General features: G+C 68.5%; 20 protein-coding genes. 15 read left to right on the top strand and 5 right to left on the bottom strand.

All coding sequences use genetic code 11. The features are described from left to right. Positions 1-30 precede the first annotated feature (30 nt). From QRN44_RS16670 to QRN44_RS16600, 15 genes are all read left to right on the top strand, one after another. Entirely contained in the window at positions 31-1,707 is a 1,677-nt protein-coding gene (locus tag QRN44_RS16670) for a DUF885 domain-containing protein (protein WP_285039671.1), read from the top strand. Next, positions 1,704-2,690, top strand: a complete 987-nt coding sequence (locus QRN44_RS16665) for an epimerase (RefSeq protein ID WP_175115832.1) — start codon at positions 1,704-1,706, stop codon at positions 2,688-2,690. Before QRN44_RS16670 ends, QRN44_RS16665 begins: the two co-directional genes overlap by 4 nt. A gap of 174 nt (positions 2,691-2,864) precedes the next feature. Further along, entirely contained in the window at positions 2,865-4,322 is a 1,458-nt protein-coding gene (gene rpsA, locus QRN44_RS16660) for a 30S ribosomal protein S1 (protein ID WP_056005690.1), read from the top strand. Between the two features lie 120 nt (positions 4,323-4,442). Beyond that, a complete protein-coding gene (gene coaE, locus QRN44_RS16655) occupies positions 4,443-5,072 on the top strand; it encodes a dephospho-CoA kinase (RefSeq protein WP_175115831.1) in 630 nt (209 codons plus the stop codon). 68 nt (positions 5,073-5,140) lie between these two features. After that, positions 5,141-7,207, top strand: a complete 2,067-nt coding sequence (gene uvrB, locus QRN44_RS16650; protein WP_121290644.1) for an excinuclease ABC subunit UvrB — start codon at positions 5,141-5,143, stop codon at positions 7,205-7,207. A gap of 79 nt (positions 7,208-7,286) precedes the next feature. Continuing rightward, a complete protein-coding gene (uvrA, locus tag QRN44_RS16645) occupies positions 7,287-10,178 on the top strand; it encodes an excinuclease ABC subunit UvrA (protein ID WP_175115829.1) in 2,892 nt (963 codons plus the stop codon). Between the two features lies 1 nt (position 10,179). Then, the gene (uvrC, locus tag QRN44_RS16640) at positions 10,180-12,105 is read left to right on the top strand and encodes an excinuclease ABC subunit UvrC (RefSeq protein ID WP_079002525.1); all 1,926 of its coding nucleotides are present in this window, start codon (positions 10,180-10,182) and stop codon (positions 12,103-12,105) included. 34 nt (positions 12,106-12,139) lie between these two features. Further along, the gene (gene rapZ, locus QRN44_RS16635; protein WP_064296920.1) at positions 12,140-13,021 is read left to right on the top strand and encodes an RNase adapter RapZ; all 882 of its coding nucleotides are present in this window, start codon (positions 12,140-12,142) and stop codon (positions 13,019-13,021) included. A gap of 124 nt (positions 13,022-13,145) precedes the next feature. Beyond that, positions 13,146-14,123, top strand: coding sequence for a DNA-binding protein WhiA (gene whiA, locus QRN44_RS16630; RefSeq protein WP_285039667.1), 978 nt, complete (start codon positions 13,146-13,148; stop codon positions 14,121-14,123). 155 nt (positions 14,124-14,278) lie between these two features. Further along, positions 14,279-14,905 (top strand): superoxide dismutase, encoded by a 627-nt coding sequence (locus QRN44_RS16625; RefSeq protein WP_064296922.1) that lies wholly within the window; start codon positions 14,279-14,281, stop codon positions 14,903-14,905. A gap of 124 nt (positions 14,906-15,029) precedes the next feature. After that, complete coding sequence (gene gap, locus QRN44_RS16620) at positions 15,030-16,037, top strand: type I glyceraldehyde-3-phosphate dehydrogenase (RefSeq protein ID WP_064296923.1); 1,008 nt, start codon at positions 15,030-15,032, stop codon at positions 16,035-16,037. Positions 16,038-16,173: 136 nt separating this feature from the next. Continuing rightward, on the top strand, positions 16,174-17,391 hold the full coding sequence (locus tag QRN44_RS16615) for a phosphoglycerate kinase (RefSeq protein ID WP_079705956.1): 1,218 nt from the start codon (positions 16,174-16,176) through the stop codon (positions 17,389-17,391). Further along, positions 17,379-18,182: a triose-phosphate isomerase gene (gene tpiA, locus QRN44_RS16610; protein ID WP_064296925.1), complete on the top strand. Its 804-nt coding sequence runs from the start codon at positions 17,379-17,381 to the stop codon at positions 18,180-18,182. The genes QRN44_RS16615 and tpiA overlap by 13 nt, the downstream gene beginning before the upstream one ends. A 135-nt stretch (positions 18,183-18,317) precedes the next feature. Beyond that, positions 18,318-18,566: a preprotein translocase subunit SecG gene (secG, locus tag QRN44_RS16605; RefSeq protein WP_056005661.1), complete on the top strand. Its 249-nt coding sequence runs from the start codon at positions 18,318-18,320 to the stop codon at positions 18,564-18,566. 86 nt (positions 18,567-18,652) lie between these two features. Next, positions 18,653-19,015 carry an RNA polymerase-binding protein RbpA gene (locus QRN44_RS16600; protein WP_064296926.1) on the top strand — a complete coding sequence of 121 codons (363 nt, stop codon included), beginning with the start codon at positions 18,653-18,655 and terminating at the stop codon, positions 19,013-19,015. Between the two features lie 88 nt (positions 19,016-19,103). Here the strand turns inward: QRN44_RS16600 and pgl are convergent, their stop codons facing one another. Genes pgl through tal form a run of 5 tightly spaced genes read right to left on the bottom strand, consistent with a single transcriptional unit; the run spans position 19,104 to position 25,138 of the window. Further along, positions 19,104-19,892 carry a 6-phosphogluconolactonase gene (gene pgl, locus QRN44_RS16595; RefSeq protein WP_079705958.1) on the bottom strand — a complete coding sequence of 263 codons (789 nt, stop codon included), beginning with the start codon at positions 19,890-19,892 and terminating at the stop codon, positions 19,104-19,106. Next, positions 19,892-20,854 carry a glucose-6-phosphate dehydrogenase assembly protein OpcA gene (locus QRN44_RS16590; RefSeq protein ID WP_079705959.1) on the bottom strand — a complete coding sequence of 321 codons (963 nt, stop codon included), beginning with the start codon at positions 20,852-20,854 and terminating at the stop codon, positions 19,892-19,894. Before QRN44_RS16590 ends, pgl begins: the two co-directional genes overlap by 1 nt. Then, entirely contained in the window at positions 20,851-22,395 is a 1,545-nt protein-coding gene (zwf, locus tag QRN44_RS16585; protein ID WP_064296929.1) for a glucose-6-phosphate dehydrogenase, read from the bottom strand. The genes QRN44_RS16590 and zwf overlap by 4 nt, the downstream gene beginning before the upstream one ends. Before the next feature lie 23 nt (positions 22,396-22,418). Beyond that, a complete protein-coding gene (locus tag QRN44_RS16580) occupies positions 22,419-24,032 on the bottom strand; it encodes a phosphoglucose isomerase-related protein (protein WP_064296930.1) in 1,614 nt (537 codons plus the stop codon). Beyond that, entirely contained in the window at positions 24,029-25,138 is a 1,110-nt protein-coding gene (gene tal / locus QRN44_RS16575) for a transaldolase (protein ID WP_121290634.1), read from the bottom strand. The genes QRN44_RS16580 and tal overlap by 4 nt, the downstream gene beginning before the upstream one ends. Between the last annotated feature and the right edge of the window lie 20 nt (positions 25,139-25,158).

Here is a 25,158-nt window from a genome sequence, read left to right as displayed (position 1 = left end):
GGCGGACGGGTGCGGACTAGGCTCGTCGTCATGTCCCACGAAGAACCTCGTCAGAGCACACCGATCGACGCCATCGCCGAGAGCTGGGTGGAGACCCTCGTCCAGCTGAAGCCGGAGGTCGGCACCTACATCGGCCGCACGGACGTCGGCGGGCGGTACGGCGATTACTCGCCTGCCGGCCACGAGGCCTACATCGAAGCGGCATCGCGCACGCTTCGCGAGCTGCGGTCGGCCGCACCGGTCGACGCTGTCGACCGCGTCACCCAGACCGACCTCTCGGCGGAGCTGGAACTCGACCTCGCCTCGTCGGAGGCCGGTCTCCAGTACCGCGACCTCGACGTGATCGCGTCGCCGTCGCAGGAGCTGCGCGACGTCTTCGACCTGATGCCGACCGCGACGGTGGAGGACTGGAGCACCATCCGGACCCGCCTCGGCGCGTTGCCGGACGCGGTCGACGGGTACATCGAGACCCTGCGCGAGGGCATCGCCCGTGGGATCACCCCGGCACGCCGCCAGGTGGCCGAGGTGTACGAGCAGGTCCTCCGCACCGGCGCCGACGACGGGTTCTTCATCGGCTTCGCCGCGAACGCCGGACCGGCGGACGGTCAGCTCCCGGCGTCCCTCGCCGCCGAACTCTCGACGGGTGCCGGCGCCGCAGCCGTCGCCTACAACCGTCTGGCGGACTTCCTCGCGCAGGAGCTGCTGCCTGTTGCGACCCAGGAGGACGCCATCGGCCGCGAGCTCTACGCGCTGCAGTCCCGCCGCTTCCTCGGCGCGACGGTCGACCTCGACGAGAGCTACGAGTGGGGCATCGAGGAACTGGCGCGCATGGTGTCGGAGCAGGAGGCGATCGCGAACGAGATCCTCCCCGGCGCGTCCGTCGAGGAGGCCGTCGCATTCCTCGAACAGGATCCGGCGCGCAAGCTGCACGGCACCGACGCGCTCCAGCGGTGGATGCAGGAGACGAGTGACCGTGCGGTCGAGGACCTGGGGCGCACGCACTTCGACATCCCGCAGGAGATCCGCGCGCTCGAGTGCATGATCGCGCCGACGCAGGAGGGCGGGATCTACTACACCGGCCCGACGGACGACTTCTCACGCCCCGGCCGCATGTGGTGGTCCGTCCCCGCCGGCGTCACCGAGTTCGACACGTGGCGCGAGCTCACGACCGTCTACCACGAGGGTGTGCCGGGACATCACCTGCAGATCGGGCAGGCCGTCGTCAACCGGAAGACGCTCAACCTCTGGCGCCGACAGCTCGCCGGCACCTCCGGCCACGCCGAGGGATGGGCGCTCTACGCCGAGCGCCTGATGGAACAGCTCGGATACCTCGACGACCCGGCGGACCGCCTTGGCATGCTCGACGGTCAGCGGATGCGCGCGGCCCGCGTCGTCCTCGACATCGGCGTACACCTCGGCAAGCCGCTTCCGGACGGCAGCGGGACCTGGACCGCCGAGTACGCCTTCGACTTCATGGGTCGCAACGTCAACATGTCGCCGGAGTTCGTCCGGTTCGAGGTCAACCGGTACCTTGGTTGGCCCGGCCAGGCGCCCTCGTACAAGATCGGCCAGCGCATCTGGGAACAGCTCCGCGACGACGCGGCCCGCCGTGCCGGAGACGCCTTCGACATCAAGGACTTCCACCGTCGGGCACTGGACCTCGGTGGCGTCGGGCTCGACACGCTGCGGACGGCGATGCTCGGATGACGGTCGAACGGATCGTCGTCGCCGGCGCGTCCGGGTTCATCGGGCGTCGTCTGGTCGAGTCGTTCCGGGCCGACGGCGCCACCGTCTCCGTCATCGGGCGCGGTGCCGCCGACGCGCGATGGGGTGACCACGCGGGCATCGCCCGGCTGGTCGACGGCGCGGACCTCCTGGTCAACCTCGCCGGGAAGAGCGTGAACTGTCGCTACACCCCGTCGAACCGCGCCGAGATCCTCCGATCCCGCGTGGACACGACGACGCAGCTGGCGCGGGCGGTGCGTGCAGCCGCCTCGCCTCCGCCGCTCTGGATCAATTCGTCGACAGCCACGATCTACCGCCATGCCGACGACCGCCCGATGACGGAGGCCGACGGTGAGATCGGTTCCGGGTTCTCTGTCGACGTCGCGACCGCCTGGGAGCAGGCGTTCTTCGCGGACGAGCTGCCCGGGACACGACGGGTCGCCCTCCGCATCGCGATCGTCCTGGGCGACGGTGGAGCACTCACCCCGCTCAAGTGGTTGGCGCGCCTGGGCCTCGGAGGACCCCAACTGGACGGTCACTGGCCCACGTCACGATCGCGTCGTGCCGCCGGCACGGATCACCGGTTCGGGACGCCGGGCGGGCGGCAGCGGTTCAGCTGGATCCACCTGGACGACGTCGTCGGGATCGTCCGGTTCCTCCGTGGCCATCCCGAACTCGACGGCGTCGTCAACGTGACGTCACCGAACCCCACGGACAACCGCGGATTCATGCGGACCGTGCGGTACGTGCTCGGGATGCCGGTCGGTCTCCCCGCACCCCGCTGGTTGCTGGAGATCGGGATGTCCGTCCTGCGGACCGAGAGCGAGCTGGTGCTGAAGAGTCGCTGGGCGATGCCGGAGCGGTTGCTGCAGGCGGGCTACCGGTTCGAGCACCCGACGCTCGATCCAGCACTGCGGGACATCCTCTCCGACCGCGGCTTGCCTGCACACCCGGAAAATCGCTAGACTGGACTGTCACAATTGTGACGTCCTATCCGCCTGCCCGTCTCGCAGAGCGACACCGATCCCCGGATCGGTTCACACAACAGCATCGCTTCGATCAACGTCCGTGGTCATCCACGGGTCCGGAGCCGTGCGCGAGGCCGGCCTGAATCATTGTCCACCTGGAGCAATTACTACATGACAAGCGCAACGACCGCCCCCAAGCAGGTCGCAATCAACGACATCGGATCTGCTGAGGACTTCCTCGCAGCGGTCGAAAAGACTCTGAAGTTCTTCAACGACGGCGACCTCATCGAGGGCACCGTCGTGAAGATCGACCGCGACGAGGTCCTCCTCGACGTCGGCTACAAGACCGAGGGTGTCATCCCCTCGCGTGAACTCTCCATCAAGCACGACGTCGACCCCTCCGAGGTCGTCAACGTCGGCGACACGATCGAGGCTCTCGTTCTCCAGAAGGAGGACAAGGAAGGCCGTCTGATCCTGTCGAAGAAGCGCGCGCAGTACGAGCGTGCTTGGGGCGACGTGGAGAAGATCAAGGAATCCGACGGCGTCGTCACCGGTTCGGTCATCGAGGTCGTCAAGGGCGGCCTCATCGTCGACATCGGCCTCCGTGGCTTCCTCCCGGCTTCGCTCATCGAGCTGCGCCGCGTCCGCGACCTCACGCCGTACCTCGGCCAGGAGATCGAGGCGAAGATCCTCGAGCTCGACAAGAACCGCAACAACGTGGTCCTGTCGCGCCGTGCGCTCCTCGAGCAGACGCAGTCCGAGAGCCGCACCACCTTCCTCAACAACCTCCAGAAGGGACAGGTCCGCAAGGGCGTCGTCTCCTCGATCGTCAACTTCGGCGCGTTCGTCGACCTCGGCGGCGTCGACGGTCTCGTCCACGTCTCCGAGCTCAGCTGGAAGCACATCGAGCACGCCAGCGAGGTCGTCGAGGTCGGTCAGGAAGTCACCGTCGAGATCCTCGAGGTCGACCTGGACCGCGAGCGCGTCTCGCTGTCGCTCAAGGCGACCCAGGAGGACCCGTGGCAGGTCTTCGCCCGCACCCACGCCATCGGCCAGGTTGCACCGGGTAAGGTCACCAAGCTCGTCCCGTTCGGTGCGTTCGTCCGAGTCGCAGACGGCATCGAGGGCCTCGTGCACATCTCGGAGCTCTCCGGCAAGCACGTCGAGCTCGCCGAGCAGGTCGTGTCGGTCGGCGAAGAGGTCTTCGTCAAGGTCATCGACATCGACCTCGAGCGTCGCCGTATCTCGCTGAGCCTCAAGCAGGCCAACGAGGGTGTCGACCCCGAGGGCACCGAGTTCGACCCGGCCCTCTACGGCATGCTCACGGAGTACGACGAGCTCGGGAACTACAAGTACCCCGAGGGCTTCGACGCCGAGACGCAGGAGTGGAAGGAAGGCTTCGACGCCGAGCGCGAGAAGTGGGAGCAGGACTACGCTGCCGCCCAGGCTCGTTGGGAAGCGCACAAGAAGCAGGTCGCTGCCGCAGCCGTCGAAGAGGCCAACCAGGCTTCCTCGTCGACCGCGTCCTCGTCGGCCGGTTCCTCGTTCTCGAGCGACTCCGCCGGCGGCGGCACGCTCGCTGACGACGAGTCCCTCGCGGCCCTCCGCGAGAAGCTCTCGAGCAACTAGTCCCACCAGCACCGACCACGTCGGTGTCCAGCAGGGGGTCGCCTTCGGGCGGCCCCCTGCTGCGTTGTGCGAGAGGCGCTCGTCGAAGGCGCTGCACGCTCCGCGGGTACGCTGGCTGACATGTACCTCATCGGCCTCACCGGCGGGATCGCCTCCGGCAAATCGACCATCGCGGCCCGGCTCGCTGAACACGGCGCCGTCGTCATCGACGCGGACGTCCTCTCCCGAGAAGCCGTCGAGCCGGGGACCCCGGGACTGGCCGCCATCGCGGAGCGCTTCGGTGCCGACGTGATCGGGCCCGACGGAGCACTCGACCGCGCGGCGCTCGGCTCGATCGTCTTCGCCGACGACCAGGCGCGGGCCGACCTCAACGCCATCGTGCACCCGGAGGTCAAACGGCGTTCACAGGCCCGGATCGCCGAAGCCTCGAGCGACCCCGGTGCCGTCGTCGTCTACGACGTCCCGCTGCTCGTCGAGACCGGCCGCGCCGACGAGTTCGACCTCGTGGTCGTCGCCGCAGCTCCGGAGGGGGAGCGCGCCCGTCGGCTCGTCGACCTCCGCGGGCTCGACCGGGGCGAGGCGGAACGACGGATCGCGGCCCAGGCGACCGAGGAGCAGCGCGCAGCCGTCGCCGACGTGGTGATCGACACTTCCGGCTCGCTCGAGCACACCCTCAGCCAGGTCGACGCGGTCTGGCACCGCGCCGCCGCGACGGCCGTACCGGCGCCCGACCGCCAGGACGGCGTCTGAGCGCGTCACCCGCTCCGCTGTGGGCGAAGCGGGGCGGCGGTGTCGGTGGTCCTCCGTAGACTCGGAGCATGGAACCAACACGCGCCGTCCGCCCCTTCGAGGTGATCAGCGAGTACGAGCCGAGCGGCGATCAGCCCGCCGCCATCGAGCAGCTGTCCGGGCGCATCAACGCCGGCGAGACCGATGTCGTCCTCCTGGGTGCCACCGGTACCGGTAAGTCCGCGACGACCGCCTGGCTCATCGAAGCCGTCCAGCGCCCGACGCTCGTCCTGGCGCACAACAAGACCCTCGCGGCCCAGCTGGCGAACGAGTTCCGCGAACTCATGCCGAACAACGCGGTCGAGTACTTCGTCTCCTACTACGACTACTACCAGCCCGAGGCGTACGTCCCACAGACCGACACCTTCATCGAGAAGGACTCGTCGATCAACGCGGAGGTCGAGCGGCTGCGGCACTCGACCACCAACTCGCTGCTGAGCCGTCGCGACGTCATCGTCGTGTCGACCGTGTCGTGCATCTACGGTCTCGGTGCGGCGGAGGAGTACCTGGAGGCGATGGCGGCACTGCAGGTCGGGCAGAACATCGGGCGCGACCGCCTCATCCGCAAGTTCGTCGGCATGCAGTACAACCGCAACGACGTCGACTTCTCGCGCGGCAACTTCCGTGTGCGCGGCGACACCATCGAGATCATCCCGGTCTACGAGGAGCTCGCGATCCGCATCGAGTTCTTCGGCGACGAGATCGAGGCCCTCTACGCCTTGCACCCGCTCACCGGCGACGTCGTGAAGAAGCTCGACGCGGTGTCGGTGTTCCCGGCCTCCCACTACGCCGCCAGCCCGCAGACGATCCAGCGCGCCATCGGCACCATCCAGGAAGAACTGGCGGAGCGGCTCCAGTCGCTCGAACGCGAGGGCAAGCTCCTCGAGGCGCAGCGACTCCGCATGCGCACCACCTTCGACCTCGAGATGATGCAGCAGATCGGCTTCTGCTCCGGCATCGAGAACTACTCGCGCCACATCGACGGCCGCTCGGCCGGCGAGGCACCGAACTGCCTCCTCGACTACTTCCCGGACGACTTCCTCACCGTCATCGACGAGTCGCACGTCACCGTTCCGCAGATCGGCGCGATGTTCGAGGGCGACGCCTCCCGCAAGCGCACCCTGGTCGAGCACGGATTCCGACTCCCGAGCGCGATGGACAACCGCCCGCTCCGGTGGGACGAGTTCAAGAACCGCGTCGGCCAGACGGTGTACCTCTCGGCGACGCCGGGCAAGTACGAGATGGGCATCGCGGACGGCATCGTCGAGCAGATCATCCGCCCGACCGGCCTCGTCGACCCGGCGATCATCGTGAAGCCCTCCAACGGCCAGATCGACGACCTCCTCGAGGAGATCCGGGTCCGCGCCGAGCGCGACGAGCGCGTCCTCGTGACCACCCTCACCAAGAAGATGGCGGAGGAGCTCACCGACTTCCTGACGGAGGCCGGCGTGCGCGTCCGCTACCTGCACTCCGACGTCGACACCCTCCGGCGGGTCGAGCTGCTGAGCGAACTCCGGCAGGGCGTCTACGACGTCCTCATCGGCATCAACCTGCTTCGCGAAGGGCTCGACCTCCCCGAGGTCTCGCTCGTGGCGATCCTCGACGCCGACAAGGAGGGCTTCCTCCGCTCGTCGACCTCGCTCATCCAGACCATCGGTCGTGCCGCCCGCAACGTGTCCGGCGAGGTCCACATGTACGCCGACGTCCTGACCGACTCGATGAAGCGCGCGATCGAGGAGACGGACCGTCGCCGGGAGAAGCAGATCGCCTACAACGAGGAGCGCGGCATCGATCCGCAGCCGTTGCGCAAGCGGATCGCCGACATCACCGAGGCGCTCGCCCGAGAAGGTGCGGACACCGCGGCGTTGCTCGCCGGACGCGACAACGGCAAGAAGAAGAGTCCGACGCCGAACCTGCGTCGGGAGGGCATCGCCGCCGAGGGCGCGAACGACCTGGAGTCGATCATCGCCGACCTCAACGCCCAGATGCTGGCCGCCGCGGCCGAACTCAAGTTCGAACTCGCCGGCCGCCTCCGCGACGAGGTCTCCGAACTCAAGCAGGAACTCCGACAGATGGCCAAGGCCGGGCACATCTAGTCCGCCGCTTCGCTGAGAGCGCAGTACCACAGACACCGCTCGGGAGTCCGGTGTCGGTGGTGCTGCGTAGACTCGAAGGGTGTCAATTGCCAAGGTAGATCACCACTCCACGCTCAGCGTCCGCGGTGCCCGCGTCCACAATCTTCAGAACGTCGACCTCGAGATCCCACGCGACTCGCTCGTCGTCTTCACGGGTCTTTCGGGCTCGGGGAAGTCCTCGCTCGCCTTCGACACGATCTTCGCCGAGGGCCAGCGACGCTACGTCGAGTCGCTCTCGGCGTACGCCCGCCAGTTCCTCGGTCAGGTCGACCGCCCGGACGTCGACTTCATCGAGGGCCTGAGCCCCGCGGTCTCGATCGACCAGAAGTCCACGAACCGCAACCCGCGGTCGACCGTCGGGACGATCACCGAGGTCTACGACTACATGCGGCTGCTCTGGGCGCGCATCGGCGTCCCGCACTGCCCGGTCTGCGGCGAGGTCATCCAACGCCAGACGGTGCAGCAGATCGCCGACCAGCTGATGGAGCTCGAGGAGCGACGCCGGTACCAGATCGTCGCCCCCGTCGTGAGCCAGAAGAAGGGCGAGTTCGTCGACCTCTTCAAGGAGCTCTCGGCCAAGGGCTTCGCACGCGCCATCGTCGACGGCGAGGCGATCCAGCTGGCGGAGCCGCCGACGCTCAAGAAGCAGGTCAAGCACGACATCGCGGTCGTCGTCGACCGCCTCGTCGCCGGGCCCGAGATCCTCGGCCGCCTGACGGATTCCCTCGAGACGGCACTGCAGCTCACCGACGGCCTCGTGACGATCAACTTCGTCGACGAGGAGGGCGACGACGCCTGGCGGACCTTCTCCGAGAAGCTCTCCTGCCCGAACAACCACCCGCTGCAGCTGACCGAGATCGAGCCGCGGACGTTCTCGTTCAACGCCCCGTTCGGTGCCTGCCCGGAGTGCTCCGGCCTCGGCACGCGCATGTCGGTCGACGCGGAGCTGCTCCTCGGCGACGAGGAACTCAGCATCAACGAGGGCGTCATCGTGCCCTGGACCACGCAGGGCAAGGGGCTCTACCAGTACTACGAGAAGCTGCTCGACGGGCTGGCCCGCGACCTCGACTTCTCGCTCGACACCCCGTGGCGCGACCTGCCCTCCAAGGTCCAGGAGGCGGTGCTCCGCGGCGACAACTTCAAAGTCAAGGTCAAGTGGAAGAACCGCTTCGGCCGTGAGATGAGCTACTCCTCGGGCTTCGAGGGCGTCATCCCCTACATCGAACGGCAGTACCTCCAGGCCGACACCGACAGCCAACGGGTGCGGTGGTCGGAGTACCTGCGCGAAGTCCCGTGCCAGGTCTGCGGCGGTCGTCGCCTGAAGCCCGAGGTGCTCTCGGTCCTGATCCACGATCACAGCATCGCGGAGGTCGCCGAGCTGAGCCTCTCCGACGCCCGGAAGTTCATGGACCGCCTCGAACTGAGCGACCGCGAGGCCCACATCGCGGCGCAGGTGCTCCGTGAGATCAAGGTGCGCCTCGACTTCCTCATCCAGGTCGGGCTCAACTACCTCGACCTGGCCAGGACCGCCGGCTCCCTCTCGGGTGGTGAGGCGCAGCGCATCCGCCTCGCGACGCAGATCGGCTCGGGCCTCACCGGCGTGCTCTACGTCCTCGACGAACCGAGCATCGGCCTGCACCAGCGCGACAACCGCCGACTCATCGAGACCCTCGTCGCCCTCCGCGACCTCGGCAACACGCTGATCGTCGTCGAGCACGACGAGGACACCATCCGCACCGCCGACTGGATCGTCGACATCGGTCCCGGCGCGGGCGTCAACGGCGGCCGTGTCGTGCACTCCGGATCGTACGAGGCGCTCGAGGCCAACACCGAGTCCCTCACCGGTGACTACCTCTCCGGCCGCAAGGCCATCGAGATCCCGGCGAAGCGTCGCCCGATCGACACGAAGCGTCAGATCCAGGTGATCGGAGCGCAGGCGAACAACCTGAAGAAGGTCAGCGCGGACTTCCCGCTCGGAGTCCTCACCGCCGTCACCGGCGTGAGCGGCTCCGGGAAGTCCTCGCTGGTCAACGACGTCCTGTACCGGGTCCTGGCGAACAAGCTGAACGGCGCGCGCAAGCTGCCCGGCAAGCACACCAGGGTCACGGGTCTGGAGCACCTCGACAAGGTGGTCCACGTCGACCAGGCGCCCATCGGCCGCACCCCTCGCTCGAACCCCGCCACGTACACCGGCGTCTTCGACAAGATCCGCAACCTCTTCGCGGAGACGCAGGAGGCCAAGGTCCGCGGCTACCTCGCCGGGCGGTTCAGCTTCAACGTCAAGGGCGGCCGCTGTGAGGCCTGCTCGGGCGACGGCACGATCAAGATCGAGATGAACTTCCTGCCCGACGTCTACGTCGCCTGCGAGGTGTGCGGGGGAGCGCGGTACAACCGCGACACCCTGACCATCCACTACAAGGGCAAGAACATCGCCGAGGTCCTCGACATGCCGATCGCCGAGGCTGCCGACTTCTTCGAGCCGATCTCCTCGATCCACCGGTTCCTGAAGACGCTCGTCGAGGTCGGCCTGGGCTACGTCCGTCTCGGCCAGAGCGCCACGACGCTGTCCGGCGGCGAGGCCCAGCGCGTCAAGCTCGCGACGGAGCTGCAGCGGCGGAGCAACGGGCGCAGTGTCTACGTCCTCGACGAGCCGACCACGGGTCTGCACTTCGAAGACGTCCGGAAGCTGCTGCTCGTCCTCGGCGGGCTCGTCGACAAGGGCAACACGGTCATCGTGATCGAGCACAACCTCGACGTCATCAAGTCCGCCGACTGGCTCATCGACATGGGCCCCGAGGGTGGAGCCGGCGGCGGGACGGTCCTCGCCACGGGAACACCCGAGCACCTCGCGACGGTCCCCGGCAGCCACACGGGCTTCTTCCTGAACGAACTGTTCGAGGCAGAGGCCGGCGGCAGCCGCAAGGCGGGCTGACGTGGCGGCCGTCCGCGGCGGAAGTGGTCTGGCGTACCGGCCGAAGGCGGGGGAGATCCCCACCATGCCCGGCGTGTACCGCTTCAGCGACGACTCGGGCCGGGTGCTCTACGTCGGCAAGGCGATGAACCTCCGGGCGAGGCTCAGCAACTACTTCGCGCCCCTGCACACCCTGCACGAGCGCACGCGCCGCATGGTGACGACCGCGACCGGGGTCACCTGGACGACGGTCGGCAGCGACGTCGAGGCGCTGCAGCTCGAGTACACGTGGATCAAGGAGTACGACCCGCCGTTCAACGTCAAGTTCCGCGACGACAAGTCGTACCCGTACCTCGCGGTCACCCTCGGTGACGAGGCTCCGCGCGTCATGGTCACCCGGAACACCCGGATCCCGGGGGCCAAGTACTTCGGCCCGTACCCGAAGATCTGGGCCGTCCACGACACGGTCGACCTCATGATCAAGGTCTTCCCGATCCGCACCTGCTCCGACTCGGCGTACAAGCGGGCCATGGCCTCGGGGAAGCCCTGTTTCCCCGGGCAGATCGGGCGGTGCGGCGGCCCGTGCTCCGGCAAGGTCACGATCGAGGAACACCGCGCGATCGTCGACGACTTCGTCTCGTTCATGGTCGGCAACGACCGCCGGTTCACGACGCGCATCACCGCCGACATGAAGGCCGCCGCGGCCCGCCAGGACTACGAGTCGGCGGCCGTCTACCGGGATCAGCTCCAGGCGCTCGACCAGGTGCTCGCGAAGAGCGCGGTCGTCCTGCGCGACGCCGTGGACGCCGACCTGTTCGGCATCGACCACGACGAGCTCGCCGCGTCGGTGCAGCAGTTCATCGTCCGTGGCGGCCGCATCCGCGGTGTGCGGTCGTGGACCGTCGACAAGGAGCTCGACATGTCGACCGCCGAGCTCGTCGACAGCGTCGTCCAACGGGTGTACGCCGCCGCGAGCGGGACCGAGGTCCCGAGAGAGGTGCTCGTCCCGGAACTGCCGGACGACGCCGAGAGCCTCGAGGACTGGCTGGCCGAACGCCGCGGCTCGAAGGTCGCCCTCCGCGTCGCTCAGCGCGGCGAGAAGGCGACGCTCATGGAGACCGCGGTCGTCAACGCCAAGCAGGCCCTCATGCTCTACAAGACCCGGCGCAGCTCCGACTTCGTCGCCAGGACGCAGGCGCTCGAGGACATCCGCGATGCGCTCGGGATGCCGGAGGCGCCGCTGCGGATCGAGTGCTTCGACGTGTCGCACCTGAGCGGTACCAACATCGTGGCGTCGATGGTGGTCTTCGAGGACGGGCTGTCCCGGAAAGACGAGTACCGCCGCTTCGGCGTCGCTGAGTCCACCGACGACACCGACTCGATCTACCAGGTCGTCTCCCGGCGACTCGCACACCTCACGTCGTCCGAGCCCGTCGAGACGGTCGACGAGACCACGGGGGAGCGCAAGCGCCGGAAGTTCACCTATCCGCCGCAGCTCCTCATCGTCGACGGCGGGCAACCGCAGGTCGCCGCCGCCGCGCGTGCGCTGGAGGAGTCCGGCCTGACCGGGATCACCCTGTGCGGACTGGCGAAGCGACTGGAGGAGATCTGGTTGCCCGAGGACCCGTATCCGGTGATCCTGCCGCGGGGGAGCGAAGCGCTGTTCCTCCTCCAGCGGGTCCGCGACGAGGCGCACCGGTTCGCCATCAGCTTCCAGCGCCAGAAGCGGAAGCGCGACATCTCGACCGTCCTCGGCGAGATCCCCGGGCTCGGTCCGGCGAAGGTCCGCGAGCTGCTCAAGCACTTCGGATCCGTCGCGCGTCTGAAGACCGCGACGCCGGCCGAGATCACCGAGGTCAAGGGCATCGGCGACAAACTGGCGGCCACGGTGCACGAGGCGCTGACCTCCGGCTCCGCACAGCCCTCGCAGGCCTCGCGGAATGGGTAGGCTGGGACTTCAGACCTTCGAGGAAAGCGTGTCGATGACCCCGGGCCAGCCGCAGCACCAGCAGGAAGTCCTCATCGTCACGGGGATGTCCGGCGCCGGACGCTCCACCGTCGCGAACGCGCTCGAGGATCTCGGCTGGTACGTCGTCGACAACCTGCCCCCGCAGATGCTCCGTCCCCTCGTCGACCTCGCCGAGCGCGCCGGATCACGTCTGCCGCGGATCGCCGCGGTTGTCGACGTCCGGGGCCGCGACTTCTTCAGCGAGCTGCAGGAGATCGTGCCGGCGCTCCGGGGCGGGACGCACCTCCGCATGATCTTCCTGGAGGCGACCGACGCGGCGCTCGTCCGCCGGTTCGAAGCCGTCCGCAGGCCGCACCCGCTGCAGGGCGAGGGGACGATCCTCGACGGCATCGTGGCTGAGCGTCACCGACTGAGCGAGATCCGTGAGTCGAGTGACGTCATCATCGACACGAGCGACCTCAACATCCACCAGCTCGCCACGACCACGCGTGAGCTCTTCGCCGGCGCGGAGACACCGGGTGTCCAGGTCACCGTGCTGAGCTTCGGGTTCAAGTACGGCCTGCCGCCTGATGCGGACCTCGTCGCCGACATGCGGTTCCTCCCGAACCCGTTCTGGGTTCCGGAGCTGCGTGCGTTGAGCGGTCAGGACCCAGAGGTCAGCGAGTACGTGCTCTCGCAGACCGGAGCCGCCGAGTTCCTCGAGAGCTACGCCCACGCCCTCGAGCCCGTCCTCGCGGGGTACCAGCGCGAGAACAAGCGTCACGTCACCATCGCCGTCGGCTGCACGGGGGGCAAGCACCGCTCGGTCGCGGTCGCCCTCGAGCTCGCCGACCGACTGCGGAACCAGTCCGGCGTCGCCGTGCACGTCCGGCACCGAGACCTCGGGCGCGAATGACGCCCACGGGCCCGACGCAGCCGCGGCGGAGCCCGAACGGTCCGAGGCACCACGCCTCCGGATCGCGAACATGCAGGATCGTCGCCGCACTCCGACGGCGCGATCACGACAGATAGGAACCACCGTGGCCCTCACCGCCGACGTCAAGAACGAACTGGCGCTCGTCCGCGAGACCCGCAACTCGGTCCGAGCGGCCGAGCTCGCGTCCCTGCTCCGCTTCTCCGGCGGACTCCACACGATCTCCGGACGCGTGGCGATCGAAGCCGAACTCGACAGTCCGACCCTCGCCCAGCGGGTGCGTCGCGACATCGGCGAGCTCTACGGGATCCGCAGCGAGATCCTGGTGCAGAACCCCGGCAGCTCGGGCAAACCGAGCCTGTTCGTGGTGCGTGTCATCGAGGGAGGCGAGACCCTCGCCCGACAGACCGGACTCCTCGACGCCCGTCGGCGTGCGGTCCGCGGGCTGCCGAACCGGCTGACCACCGGGTCGCGCGACGAACTCGCCGCCGTCTGGCGGGGGGCGTTCCTCGCCACCGGGTCCCTCACCGACCCCGGCCGATCTGCGTCGCTCGACGTCGTGTGCCCCGGCAACGAGTCCGCAATGGCGCTCGTCGGTGCCGCCGGCCGCATCGGTGTCTCCGCGAAGGCGCGGGAGGTCCGCGGCATCCACCGGGTCGTCATCCGCGAGGGCGACGCGATCAGCGGCATGCTGTCGCTCATGGGTGCCACCGGCACGGTCACCTCCTGGGAGGAGATGCGGCAGCGCAAGGAGGTCCGGGCGACCGCGAACCGCCTCGTCAACTTCGACGACGCCAACCTTCGCCGCTCCGCCCAGGCGGCTGTGGCGGCCTGCGCGCGCGTCGAGCGCGCCCTCGAGATCCTGGGCGACGACGTCCCCGACCACCTGCAGTACGCCGGGGCCTTGCGCCTCGACCACCGTGAGGCCAGCCTCGACGAACTGGGCCACTTCGCCGACCCTCCTATGACGAAGGACGCCATCGCCGGCCGCATCCGGCGCCTGCTCGCCATGGCGGACAAGCACGCGAGCGATCTCGGCATCCCGGGCACCGACGCCAACCTCCCGGCGGATTACGAGGACTGAACCAGCTCGCGAATCCTCGCCGACCCGCCATCGTCGCGGTTCGTCATGCTGGGAACAAGCCCCGACTCCCGACGGTTGCCGCTCACTAGACTGGGTGATGACGCTCAGAGCCGTGTGCAGACAGCGCACGGGACAACACGAGGAGATCACGAAGAATGGCTGTTTACTCACTGCCCGAATTGCCGTACGACTACAGTGCGCTCGAGCCGCACATCAGTGCGACCATCACCGAGCTCCACCACGACAAGCACCACGCCACCTACGTGGCCGGCGCGAACACGGCCCTCGAGAAGCTCGCTGAGGCCCGCGACGCCAACGACTTCACGAACGTCAACAAGCTCGAGAAGGACCTCGCGTTCAACCTCGGCGGTCACGTCAACCACACCATCTGGTGGAACAACCTCTCCCCGGACGGCGGCGACAAGCCGACCGGCGAGCTCGAGTCGGCCGTCGACGAGTACTTCGGCAGCTTCGACAAGTTCCAAGCGCACTTCACCGCCGCGGCGCTCGGCGTGCAGGGCTCCGGGTGGGCCGCGCTCACCTGGGACACCCTCGGTCAGCGCATCAACATCCAGCAGTTCTTCGACCAGCAGGGCAACTTCCCCGCCGGTACCGTCCCGCTGCTGCTGCTCGACGTCTGGGAGCACGCCTACTACCTCGACTACAAGAACGTCCGCGCCGACTACGTCAAGGCGTTCTGGAACATCGTCAACTGGGCCGACGTCCAGGCACGCTTCGAGGTCGCGCGCAAGCAGACCAACGGCCTGCTGGTACTGTCGTAGTTGACCGGTCCGTCCCGGTCCCACGGGCCGGGACGGACCACCTTCCTCCTCACTCGGGGAGGGCGCTCACTCCGAGCAGACCGTACAATCGCGCCGTCTGGCGCCTCAGTATCAGGAGTCATCTGTGTCCGTCAAGATCGGCATCAACGGCTTCGGCCGCATCGGCCGCAACTTCTTCCGCGCCGCCCTCGCCAAGGGCAGCGACCTCGAGATCGTCGCTGTCAACGACCTCACCGACAACAAGGCGCTCGCCCACCTCCTGAAGTACGACTCCATCACGGGTCGTCTGGACGCCACGGTCGAGCTCGACGGCGACAAGATCATCGTCAACGGCAAGCCCATCATCGTGCTCGCGGAGCGCGACCCCGCCGACCTCCCCTGGGGCGAGCTCGGCGTCGACATCGTCATCGAGTCGACCGGTCGCTTCACGAAGTCCGACGACGCCCGCAAGCACATCACCGCCGGCGCCAAGAAGGTCCTCGTGTCGGCTCCCGCCACGGGCAGCGACGTCGCCACGATCGTCCTCGGCGTCAACGAGGGCACCTACGACGCCGCGACGCACGACATCATCTCGAACGCGTCCTGCACGACGAACTGCCTCGCGCCGCTCGCCAAGGTCCTGCTCGACAACTTCGGCATCGAGCGTGGCCTCATGACCACGGTCCACGCCTACACCGCCGACCAGAACCTGCAGGACGGCCCGCACAGCGACCTCCGTCGTGCACGCGCCGCCGCCGTCAACATCATCCCGACCTCCACCGGTGCAGCCAAGGCACTCGGCCTGGTCATCCCGGAGCTCGTCGGCAAGCTCGACGGCTACGCCCTGCGCGTCCCGGTCCCGACCGGTTCGATCACCGACCTCACGGTCGAGCTGACCAACCCGGCCACGGTCGAGGAGATCAACGCCGCGTACAAGGCCGCCGCCGAGGGCCCCCTCAAGGGCATCCTCAAGTACACCGAGGACCCGATCGTCTCGAGCGACATCGTGACCGACCCGCACTCCTCGATCTTCGACGCCGGCCTCACCAAGGTCATCGGCTCGCAGGTCAAGGTCGCCTCGTGGTACGACAACGAGTGGGGCTACTCGAACCGCCTCGTCGACCTCACCGAGTACGTCGCGGACCGCCTCTAACCAACCGGCTGTCTGCCGCACTCCTCACCCGAGCAGCCAGACACCGCATGGTCCGAACGGGCGTCCTGAATCATCTTCAGGGCGCCCGTTCGGCTTCGTCGGTGGTCATGGCTCAGCGCAGAGAAAGACCCTCCTCATGACCCTCCGCACCCTCGACTCGCTGGGCGACCTCAGCGGCCGCCGAGCCGTCGTCCGCCTCGACCTCAACGTCCCACTGAAGGACGGCGTCATCACCGACGACGGCCGCATCCGCGCGGCACTCCCCACCCTCAACGCGCTCATCAACCAGGGTGCGCGCGTCGTCATCGTCTCGCACCTCGGCCGGCCCGACGGTACACCCGACGCGAAGTACAGCCTCGCGCCCGTCGCGCAGCGGTTGTCCGAACTCCTCGGCAAGCCCGTGACATTCGCCGCCGACACCGTCGGCAGTGCCGCCACCGACGCCGTCGCCGCACAGACCGACGGCGACGTCGTGCTGCTCGAGAACCTGCGCTTCAACTCCGCCGAGACCAGCAAGGACGCCGGCGAACGCGAGGCGTTCGCCGCCAAGCTCGCCGCCTTCGGCGACGTCGTCGTCTCCGACGGTTTCGGTGTCGTCCATCGGAAGCAGGCGAGCGTGTACGAGCTCGCCAAGCTGCTCCCGAGCGCTGCCGGACTGCTCATCGCCGCCGAGCTCGAGGTCCTCGACCGTCTCACCGAGACCCCGGAGCGCCCCTACACGGTCGTCCTCGGCGGCTCGAAGGTGTCCGACAAACTGGGCGTCATCGGCCACCTGCTGCCGCGCGTCGACTCGCTGCTCATCGGCGGTGGCATGCTGTTCACCTTCCTCGCCGCCCAGGGGCACGCCGTCGGTTCGAGCCTGCTCGAAGCGGACCAGATCGAGACCGTCCGCGGGTACCTCGCGAAGGCCGACGAGCTCGGCGTGACGATTGTCCTGCCGACCGACGTCGTCGTCGCCTCGGCGTTCGGCGCCGACGCCGAGCACGTCGTGCGCCCGGCCGACGCCATCGAGGACACCCCGTTCGGTGCCTCAGGGCTCGGACTCGACATCGGACCGGACACGGCTGCAGCGTTCGCCGAGATCGTCGCCGCGTCCAAGACGGTGTTCTGGAACGGCCCGATGGGCGTGTTCGAACTCGCGCCCTTCGCCGCCGGTACGCGCGCGGTCGCTGAAGCACTCACCCGCACGGACGGCCTGAGCGTCGTCGGTGGCGGTGACTCGGCCGCAGCGGTTCGTGCGCTCGGCTTCGATGATGACCAGTTCGGTCACATCTCAACTGGTGGCGGCGCCAGCCTCGAGTTCCTCGAGGGCAAGCGTCTGCCTGGACTGGAGGTCCTCGGATGGCAGCAGTAACCCCCGGGCGCACGCGTGTGCCCCTGATCGCCGGCAACTGGAAGCTCAACCTGGACCACCTCCAGGCGATCGCCCTCGTCCAGAAGCTCGATTGGACACTCAAGGACGGCAAGCACGACTACGCCGACGCCGAGGTGGCCATCTTCCCGCCGTTCACCGACCTCCGCTCGGTCCAGACGATCGTCGCCGCCGACAAGCTCAAGCTGGCCTACGGCGCGCAGGACCTGTCGCAGCACGACGCCGGCGCCTACACCGGTGAGATCTCCGGAGCGTTCCTCGCGAAGCTCGACTGCCGCTACGTGCTCGTCGGACACTCCGAGCGCCGCACCCTGCACAACGAGACCGACGAGGTCGTCCAGGCGAAGACGGCCGCAGCCGTGCGACACGGCCTCGTCCCCGTCATCTGCATCGGTGAGACCGCCGAAGACCTCGAGGAACACGGCCCGTCGGCCGTCCCCGTGGCGCAGCTCAAGGCCGCCATCGACGGACTCGCACCGGACGCGGACATCGTCGTCGCCTACGAGCCGGTGTGGGCCATCGGTTCCGGTCAGGCGGCGACGCCCGACCAGGCGCAGCAGGTCGCAGCCGCTCTCCGCAGCACGCTCGCCGAGGTCCTCGGCGATGAGGCGGCGCAGCGCACGCGGATCCTCTACGGCGGTTCGGTGAAGGCCTCGAACATCGCCGGCTTCATGCGCGAACCCGACGTCGACGGTGCCCTCGTCGGCGGTGCGAGCCTGCTCGCCGACGAGTTCGCCGGGATCGCCCGCTTCTCGCAGCACGTCGGACTCTGACCGACCTGCTGCACCAGCACTACCGACACGGCTCGGCCCGCGGCACCAGCCGCGGGCCGAGCCGTCTCCGCTGAACCGTCGAGGTATACTGGACGGCGGTTCAGCCCCTCTGAACGCGAATGCGAAAGGTCTCACGTGGAGATTCTCCAGGTCATCCTGCAGGTGCTGCTCGGCATCACCAGCCTCCTGCTCACCTTCCTGATCCTGCTGCACAAGGGCCGCGGCGGCGGCCTGTCCGACATGTTCGGCGGCGGCTCCTCCAGCAACCTCGGTTCGTCAGGGGTCGCCGAGCGCAACCTCAACCGCTTCACCGTCATCCTCGGCCTGACCTGGGGCGCCTGCATCGTCGTGATCGGGCTCCTGACGAAGTTCGCCGCCGCCTAGACCGGCCGCGAAGCCCCGATCCCGGGGACGCAACTCGACGCACCACACCCGAACCACTCTCGACAGTACGAGAAAGAGGAAACACCATGGCATCAGGCGGAAGCGCTATCAGGGGATCACGCGTCGGCGCCGGTCCCATGGGCGAGCAGGACCACGGCTACCACGCGGACCGCATCGCCATCTCCTACTGGGACGCCCTCGGCAACGAGACGGTCCGCCACTTCGCGGCGAACGTCCCCGACGAGGAGATCCCCGAGACGATCGACTGCCCGACGTCCGGTCTGCCTGCCGGTCGCGACAAGGCGAACCCGCCGGAGGTCGCGAAGCTCGAGCCGTACAAGACCCACCTCGCCTACGTGAAGGAACGGCGCACGGAGGAAGAAGCCGAGCAGCTGCTCGAAGAAGCACTCCAGCAGCTCCGTGCACGCCGCGGTACGGCAGCGAAGTAGCCGGACAGCACCACATATGCGGAAAGGCCGTTCCCCTCGGGGAACGGCCTTTCCGCATGCTGGCACCGGCTGGGCGACCGGCCTCCCGCTAGTACTCCGGGAGGATCAACGAATCCGGGACCTCGGCGGCCGCATCCTGGTCGACGAAGAACACCGTCCGTTTGCGTCCCTTGGCCCCGGCGGCGGGGACCTCGTTGTAGCTGGCACCCGCGAGGGCGAGGCCGAGTGCAGACGCCTTGTCGGTACCGGCGAGGACGAGCCAGACCCGCACGGAGGAGTTGATGGCCGGCCGGGTCAGGCTGAGTCGTTCCGACGGCGGCTTGGGGGAGTTCCGCACCGGCACGACCGAGGTGTCGGTGACCGAGACCTCGGCCCGCTCCGGGAAGAGCGACGCGACGTGACCGTCGGGACCGACACCCAGGAACGTGATGTCGAACCGGGGGTGGTCCTCGCCGGGTCGCGCGAATCGACGGAGCTCGTCCGCGTACCGCACCGCGGCAGCGTCGAGATCGATGCCGTCCTCCGGCGCCGGGTATCCGTGCACGTGTTCGGCGACGAGGCCACGCTCCGGAAGCGCCAGCAGGGTCTCCAGCAATGCCTCGCGTGCCTGCAACTCGTTCCGATCGGCGTCGTCCCGAGCGACCCAGCGCTCATCCCCCCACCAGAGGTGCACCCGGGACCAGTCCACCCGGTCGCGGTCCTTCGACGCGGCCACGGCGGCGAGCGTGCCCGTGCCGACGGTCCCGCCGGTCAGGACGACGTGGACCGTCTCCTGCGACTCGAGCAGTTCGCGGGTTCGGGAGAGGAACCGCTTGGCGACCGAGGTCGTCAGTTGGTCGCGGTCCTGGTAGACGAGGACGCGTCGCTCGGTCGGCATCAGCTGGTCCGAGCGCGGAGCGTGACCGGCTCGCCGAGGCCGGGGAGGCCCACGGTGATGACCTGTCCGTACAGGACGTCCGGGTCGAGCGTGCGCAGCTCCTCGGCGAGGCAGTCGCGCAGACTGCGACGGGGGAGCGAGAGGTCGTGCGTCGGCTGTCCGGGCTGGATCAGGGTCGCGATGTCGGGAACGGGTCGCTCGAGGACGACGTTGCCGGACGCCCGCGTGAGGCGGACACCGTGGATGCCGCTCGACCCGTGCGCCATGCTGAGCTCGTGGGTCACGTCGACCTGCAACTGCAGCTGGAGCCAGGCGGCGAGCAGCTCGGTCGACGGGGAGTCCGATGCTCCGGACACCTCGATCGCCGTGACGGGCTCGTACGGCGGCTGGTCGAGCACCGCCGCGAGCTGTGCACGCCAGAGCGTGAGCCTGGTCCATGCGAAGTCCGTGTCTCCGGGGGCGTAGTTCGCCGCGCGACCGCGGAGGGCGGCGTGGGTGTCCGCCGCCGCGGACGCGTCGGTGATACGACGCTGGGCGATGCGGCCGATCGGTGACGTCGAGACGCGTTCCGGCGCCTCTCCCGGCCACCAGGCGACCACGGGCGCGTCGGGCAGGAGCAGACCGGTCACGAGGCTCTCCTCGTTCTCGGCGACCGCACCGTAGGCGCGCAGGATGACCACCTCGCTCGCTCCGGCGTCGCCGCCGACGCGGATCTGGGCATCGAGCCGGTCTCCGATGGAGGAGTGCTGGTCGTCGTGCTCCGTGGAGAGGACGATGACCCGCATGGGGTGCTCGCGGGAGGCCTCGTTGGCGGCCTCGATGGCCTCCTCCTCGGCTCCGAGCCGCGTCGAGATCACCAGAGTGAGCACGCGGCCCAGGGCGACGGCGCCGCCGTCCTCGCGGATGGTCACGAGCGCCTTCGAGAGTTTGCTCGTGGTCGTGTCTGGCAGGTCTACGATCATGGTCGTCTCCAGGTGCGTCCGTCGCGGTTCATGAGGTCATCGGCCGAGGACGGGCCCCAGGTGCCGGGAGCGTACTGCTCGAGCGGCGTGTCCTGAGCGGCCCAGTACTCCTCGATCGGGTCGAGGATCTTCCAGGAGAGCTCGACCTCCTCGTGACGGGGGAAGAGGGGCGGGTCGCCCAGCAGGACGTCGAGGATGAGACGTTCATACGCCTCGGGACTCGCCTCGGTGAAGGCGTGGCCGTAGCCGAAGTCCATCGTGACGTCGCGGACCTGGGTGCCCGCACCCGGGACCTTCGAACCGAAGCGGATGGTGACACCCTCGTCGGGCTGGACCCGGATGACCAAGGCGTTCTGGCCGAGCGCCGAGGTCTGGCTCTCCGCGAACAGGTACTGCGGAGCACGCTTGAACACGACCGCGATCTCGGTGACGCGGCGTCCGAGGCGCTTCCCGGCACGCAGGTAGAACGGCACACCGGCCCACCGGCGCGTGTTGATGTCGAGCCGCATCGCCGCGTAGGTCTCGGTCGTCGACTCCGGGTTCATCCCGTCCTCGTCGAGGAAGCCCAGCACATGCTCGCCACCCTGCCAACCGCCGGCGTACTGCCCACGGGCCGTCGCGGCCCCGAGGTCGTCGGGGAGGCGGACGGCCGCGAGGACCTTCTCCTTCTCCGCGCGCAAATCTGCCGCGTTGAAGGAGATCGGCTCCTCCATCGCCGTGAGGGCGAGGAGCTGCAGCAAGTGGTTCTGGATGACGTCGCGCGCCGCTCCGATGCCGTCGTAGTACCCGGCACGACCGCCGACGCCGATGTCCTCGGCCATGGTGATCTGCACGTGGTCGACGTAATTGGCGTTCCAGATGGGCTCGTACAGCTGGTTCGCGAACCGGAGCGCCAGGATGTTCTGGACGGTCTCCTTGCCGAGATAGTGGTCGATCCGGAAGATCGAGTCCGACGGGAAGACCGACTGCACGATGTCGTTCAGCTCGCGAGCCGTCTTGAGGTCGCTGCCGAACGGCTTCTCGATGACCACCCGGCGCCACTGACCGTCAGCGGGCTCCGCGAGTCCCGAGCGACGGAGCTGCTCGGTGACCTGCGGGAAGGCCTTCGGCGGGATCGAGAGGTAGAACGCGTGGTTGCCCATCGTCCCGCGATCCGCATCGAGCTCCTCGATGGTCTCTTTCAGCTTCTCGAACGCCGCGTCGTCACCGAATTCACCGGGGACGAACCGGATGCCCTGGGCGAGCTGGTTCCAGACGTCCTCGCGGAACTCGGTCCGGGCGTACTGCTTGACTGATTCGTGGACGACCTCCATGAAGTCCTGGTCCTCCCAGTCCCGTCGGGCGAACCCGACGAGTGAGAAGCCAGGGGGCAGGAGGCCCCGGTTCGCCAGGTCGTACACGGCCGGCATCAGCTTCTTGCGGGACAGGTCACCTGTCACGCCGAAGATGATGAGGCCGCTCGGACCGGCGATCCGATTGAGGCGTCGGTCGGTGTCCACCCGCAGCGGGTTGGACTCCGGGGTGATTTCCACCGGGGACATGAAGCTCCTTGTGCAGTGACGCGCTAGTCGTTGACGGCGTCGAAGAGGGTGACGATGTTCTGATCCGGCGACGTGAGCGTCAGCGTGAGGACCGGACGACCGTGCTCGGCGAGGACGCGGGCGTCGCCGCCCGCCTGGGCCTCGATGAGCTGGCCGAAGGTGAACGGGCGCTCGGGGATCTCCAGGTCGACGGGGGCCGTCTCGGTGATCTGCAGGAACACGCCGTTCGCGGGGCCGCCCTTGTGGTACTGACCCGTCGAGTGCAGGAAGCGGGGACCCCACCCGAAGGTCGTGGGTCGTGCCGCCTTCGCCGCGACGAGGTCGCGGATGCTCTCGAGCTGCGGGGAGGCGAGACGGTCGACGTAGCCCTGGATCGCGACGTACCCGTCGGAGGGCAGCTGCGCGAGCAGTGCCTCGACGGCGCCGGACAGGGTGGTCACGCCGTCGAGCAGACCGGCAGAGCCGCGGACCTCGACACCGTCGGCGACGAAGGCGGGTGCCTCGGGCTCCGGACGGTTGTCGAGCAGCCCACGGGTGGCGACCTTCGCGGACTCGACGTCCGGCTGGTCGAACGGGTCGATGCCGATGAGGCGCCCGGCGACGACGGTCGCGTACTCCCACACCAGCATCATCGCGCCGAGGCTGCCGCTGACGAGGATCTCGCCCTCGTGGCGGTCGTGGCGCAGCAGGTGGAACTCGTGGGCGTCGTCGACGATGCGGACGATCTGGAGGTCGGCCGGCTTCGACTCGAGCTCGGGAGCGAGCGGGTTGAGCACGACGGGCAGCAGACCGCGACCGGACTTGCCGGTCGATTCGGCGATGAGCTGTTCGGCCCAGTCCGGGAATCCGACGATGTGCGTCCCGTCGGTGATGAGACCGACCTTGTCGCGCAGCGGAACGGTGCCGCCGATCGCCGCGCCCAGGATGAGACCCGGGTTCGAAGCGTCGTCGATCGCGAGTTCACCGAGTACCGCGTCGGCCTCGTCGAGCAGCGCGCCGATGTCGACACCGGCCAGACCGGACGGCACGAGACCGAAGGCGGTGAGCGCACTGTAGCGACCGCCGACGTTGGGGTCGGCGTTGAAGACCCGGTAGCCGGCCTCGTTCGCCGCCGCCTCGAGCGGGGAGCCCGGGTCGGTGACGATCACGATGCGGCCGGCGGGGTCGATCCCCGCAGCCGTGAACGCGGCCTCGTAGGCACGGCGCTGGCTGTCGGTCTCGACCGTGGAGCCGGACTTCGAGGAGACGACGAGCACCGAGGTCTCGAGGCGGTCCGCCAGGGCCGCGAGGACCTGACCGGGAGCGGTCGAGTCGAGGACGGTCAGGTTGCCGCCCAGCGTGTTCGTGATGACCTCGGGTGCGAGCGAGGAACCGCCCATGCCCGCGAGCACGATGTGGTCGATGCCCTCGTCGTTGAACTGCTCACGGAGCGCGAGGATCGGCTCGACCAGCGGGCGGGAGATGGAGACCGCCTGGACCCAGCCGAGGCGCTTGGACGCCTCGGCCTCGGCCGCAGGACCCCACAGCGTGGGGTCCTGGTCCGTGATGCGCGACGCGACGAGGTCGCTGACGAGGGTCGGGACCACCGATGCGACAGCGGCCTCCGCCGCGCCGCTCACGCGGATCTTGAAGCTCACTTGGAGGCCTCCAAAGCCGTCTTCACGGTCTCGAGCAGCTCGTCCCAGGACACGATGAACTTCTCGACGCCCTCACGCTCGAGCAGCGCCGTCACCTCGTCGTAGGACACGCCGAGTGCGGCGATGGCGTCGAGGACCTCGTTCGCAGCCGCGTAAGAGCCGGTGACGGTGTCGCCGGTGATGACGCCGTGGTCGAAGGTCGCCTCGAGGGTCTTCTCCGGCATGGTGTTGACCACGCCGTCGGCGACGAGCTCGGTCACGTAGAGCGTGTCGGGGAGGTCGGCGGACTTGACGCCCGTCGAGGCCCAGAGCGGACGCTGCTTGTTGGCGCCGGCCTCGAGGAGCGCGGTGGCACGCTCGCTCGCGAACTCCTGCTCGAAGACCTGGTAGGCGAGCTGGGCGTTCGCGACGCCGGCCTTGCTCTTCAGCGCGGTCGCCTCGGGGCTGCCGATCGCGTCGAGACGCTTGTCGATCTCGGTGTCGACCCGCGACACGAAGAACGAGGCGACCGAGTGGATCGTCGAGAGGTCGTGGCCCGCGGCCTTCGCCTGCTCGAGACCGGTGAGGAACGCGTTGATGACCTCGCGGTAGCGGGTGAGGCTGAAGATCAACGTGACGTTGACGCTGATGCCGGCGCCGATGACGGCGGTGATGGCCTCGAGGCCCTCGACCGTCGCGGGGATCTTGATCATCGCGTTGGGCTGGTTGACCTTGGCCCAGAGCTGCTTGGCCTGCTCGATCGTCGCGGCGGCGTCGTGCGCGAAGCCCGGCTCGACCTCGATCGACACGCGGCCGTCGTACCCGTTCGAGGAGTCGTAGACGCCACGGAAGATCTTCGATGCAGCAGCCACGTCGTCGGTGGTGATCTCGAAGACCGCCTCGGTGACGTCCTTGCCGTCGGCGGCGAGCTGGGCGACCTGCTCGGCGTAGACGTCGCCGTTGCTGAGCGCGGACGCGAAGATCGTCGGGTTCGTCGTGACACCGACGACGTTGCGGTCGGCGATGAGCTGCTCCAGCCCACCGGACTGGATGCGTCCGCGGGAGAGGTCGTCGAGCCAGATGCTGACGCCGGCGGCGGACAGCTGGGCGGTTGGGGTTTCAGTCATGTTCTTCTGTCTCCTTCGCC

The organism is Plantibacter sp. lyk4-40-MEA-4 (genome assembly GCF_030209415.1).
GTDB classification, from domain to species: domain Bacteria; phylum Actinomycetota; class Actinomycetes; order Actinomycetales; family Microbacteriaceae; genus Plantibacter; species Plantibacter flavus_A.
This window is presented reverse-complemented; position numbering and strand designations above follow the sequence as displayed.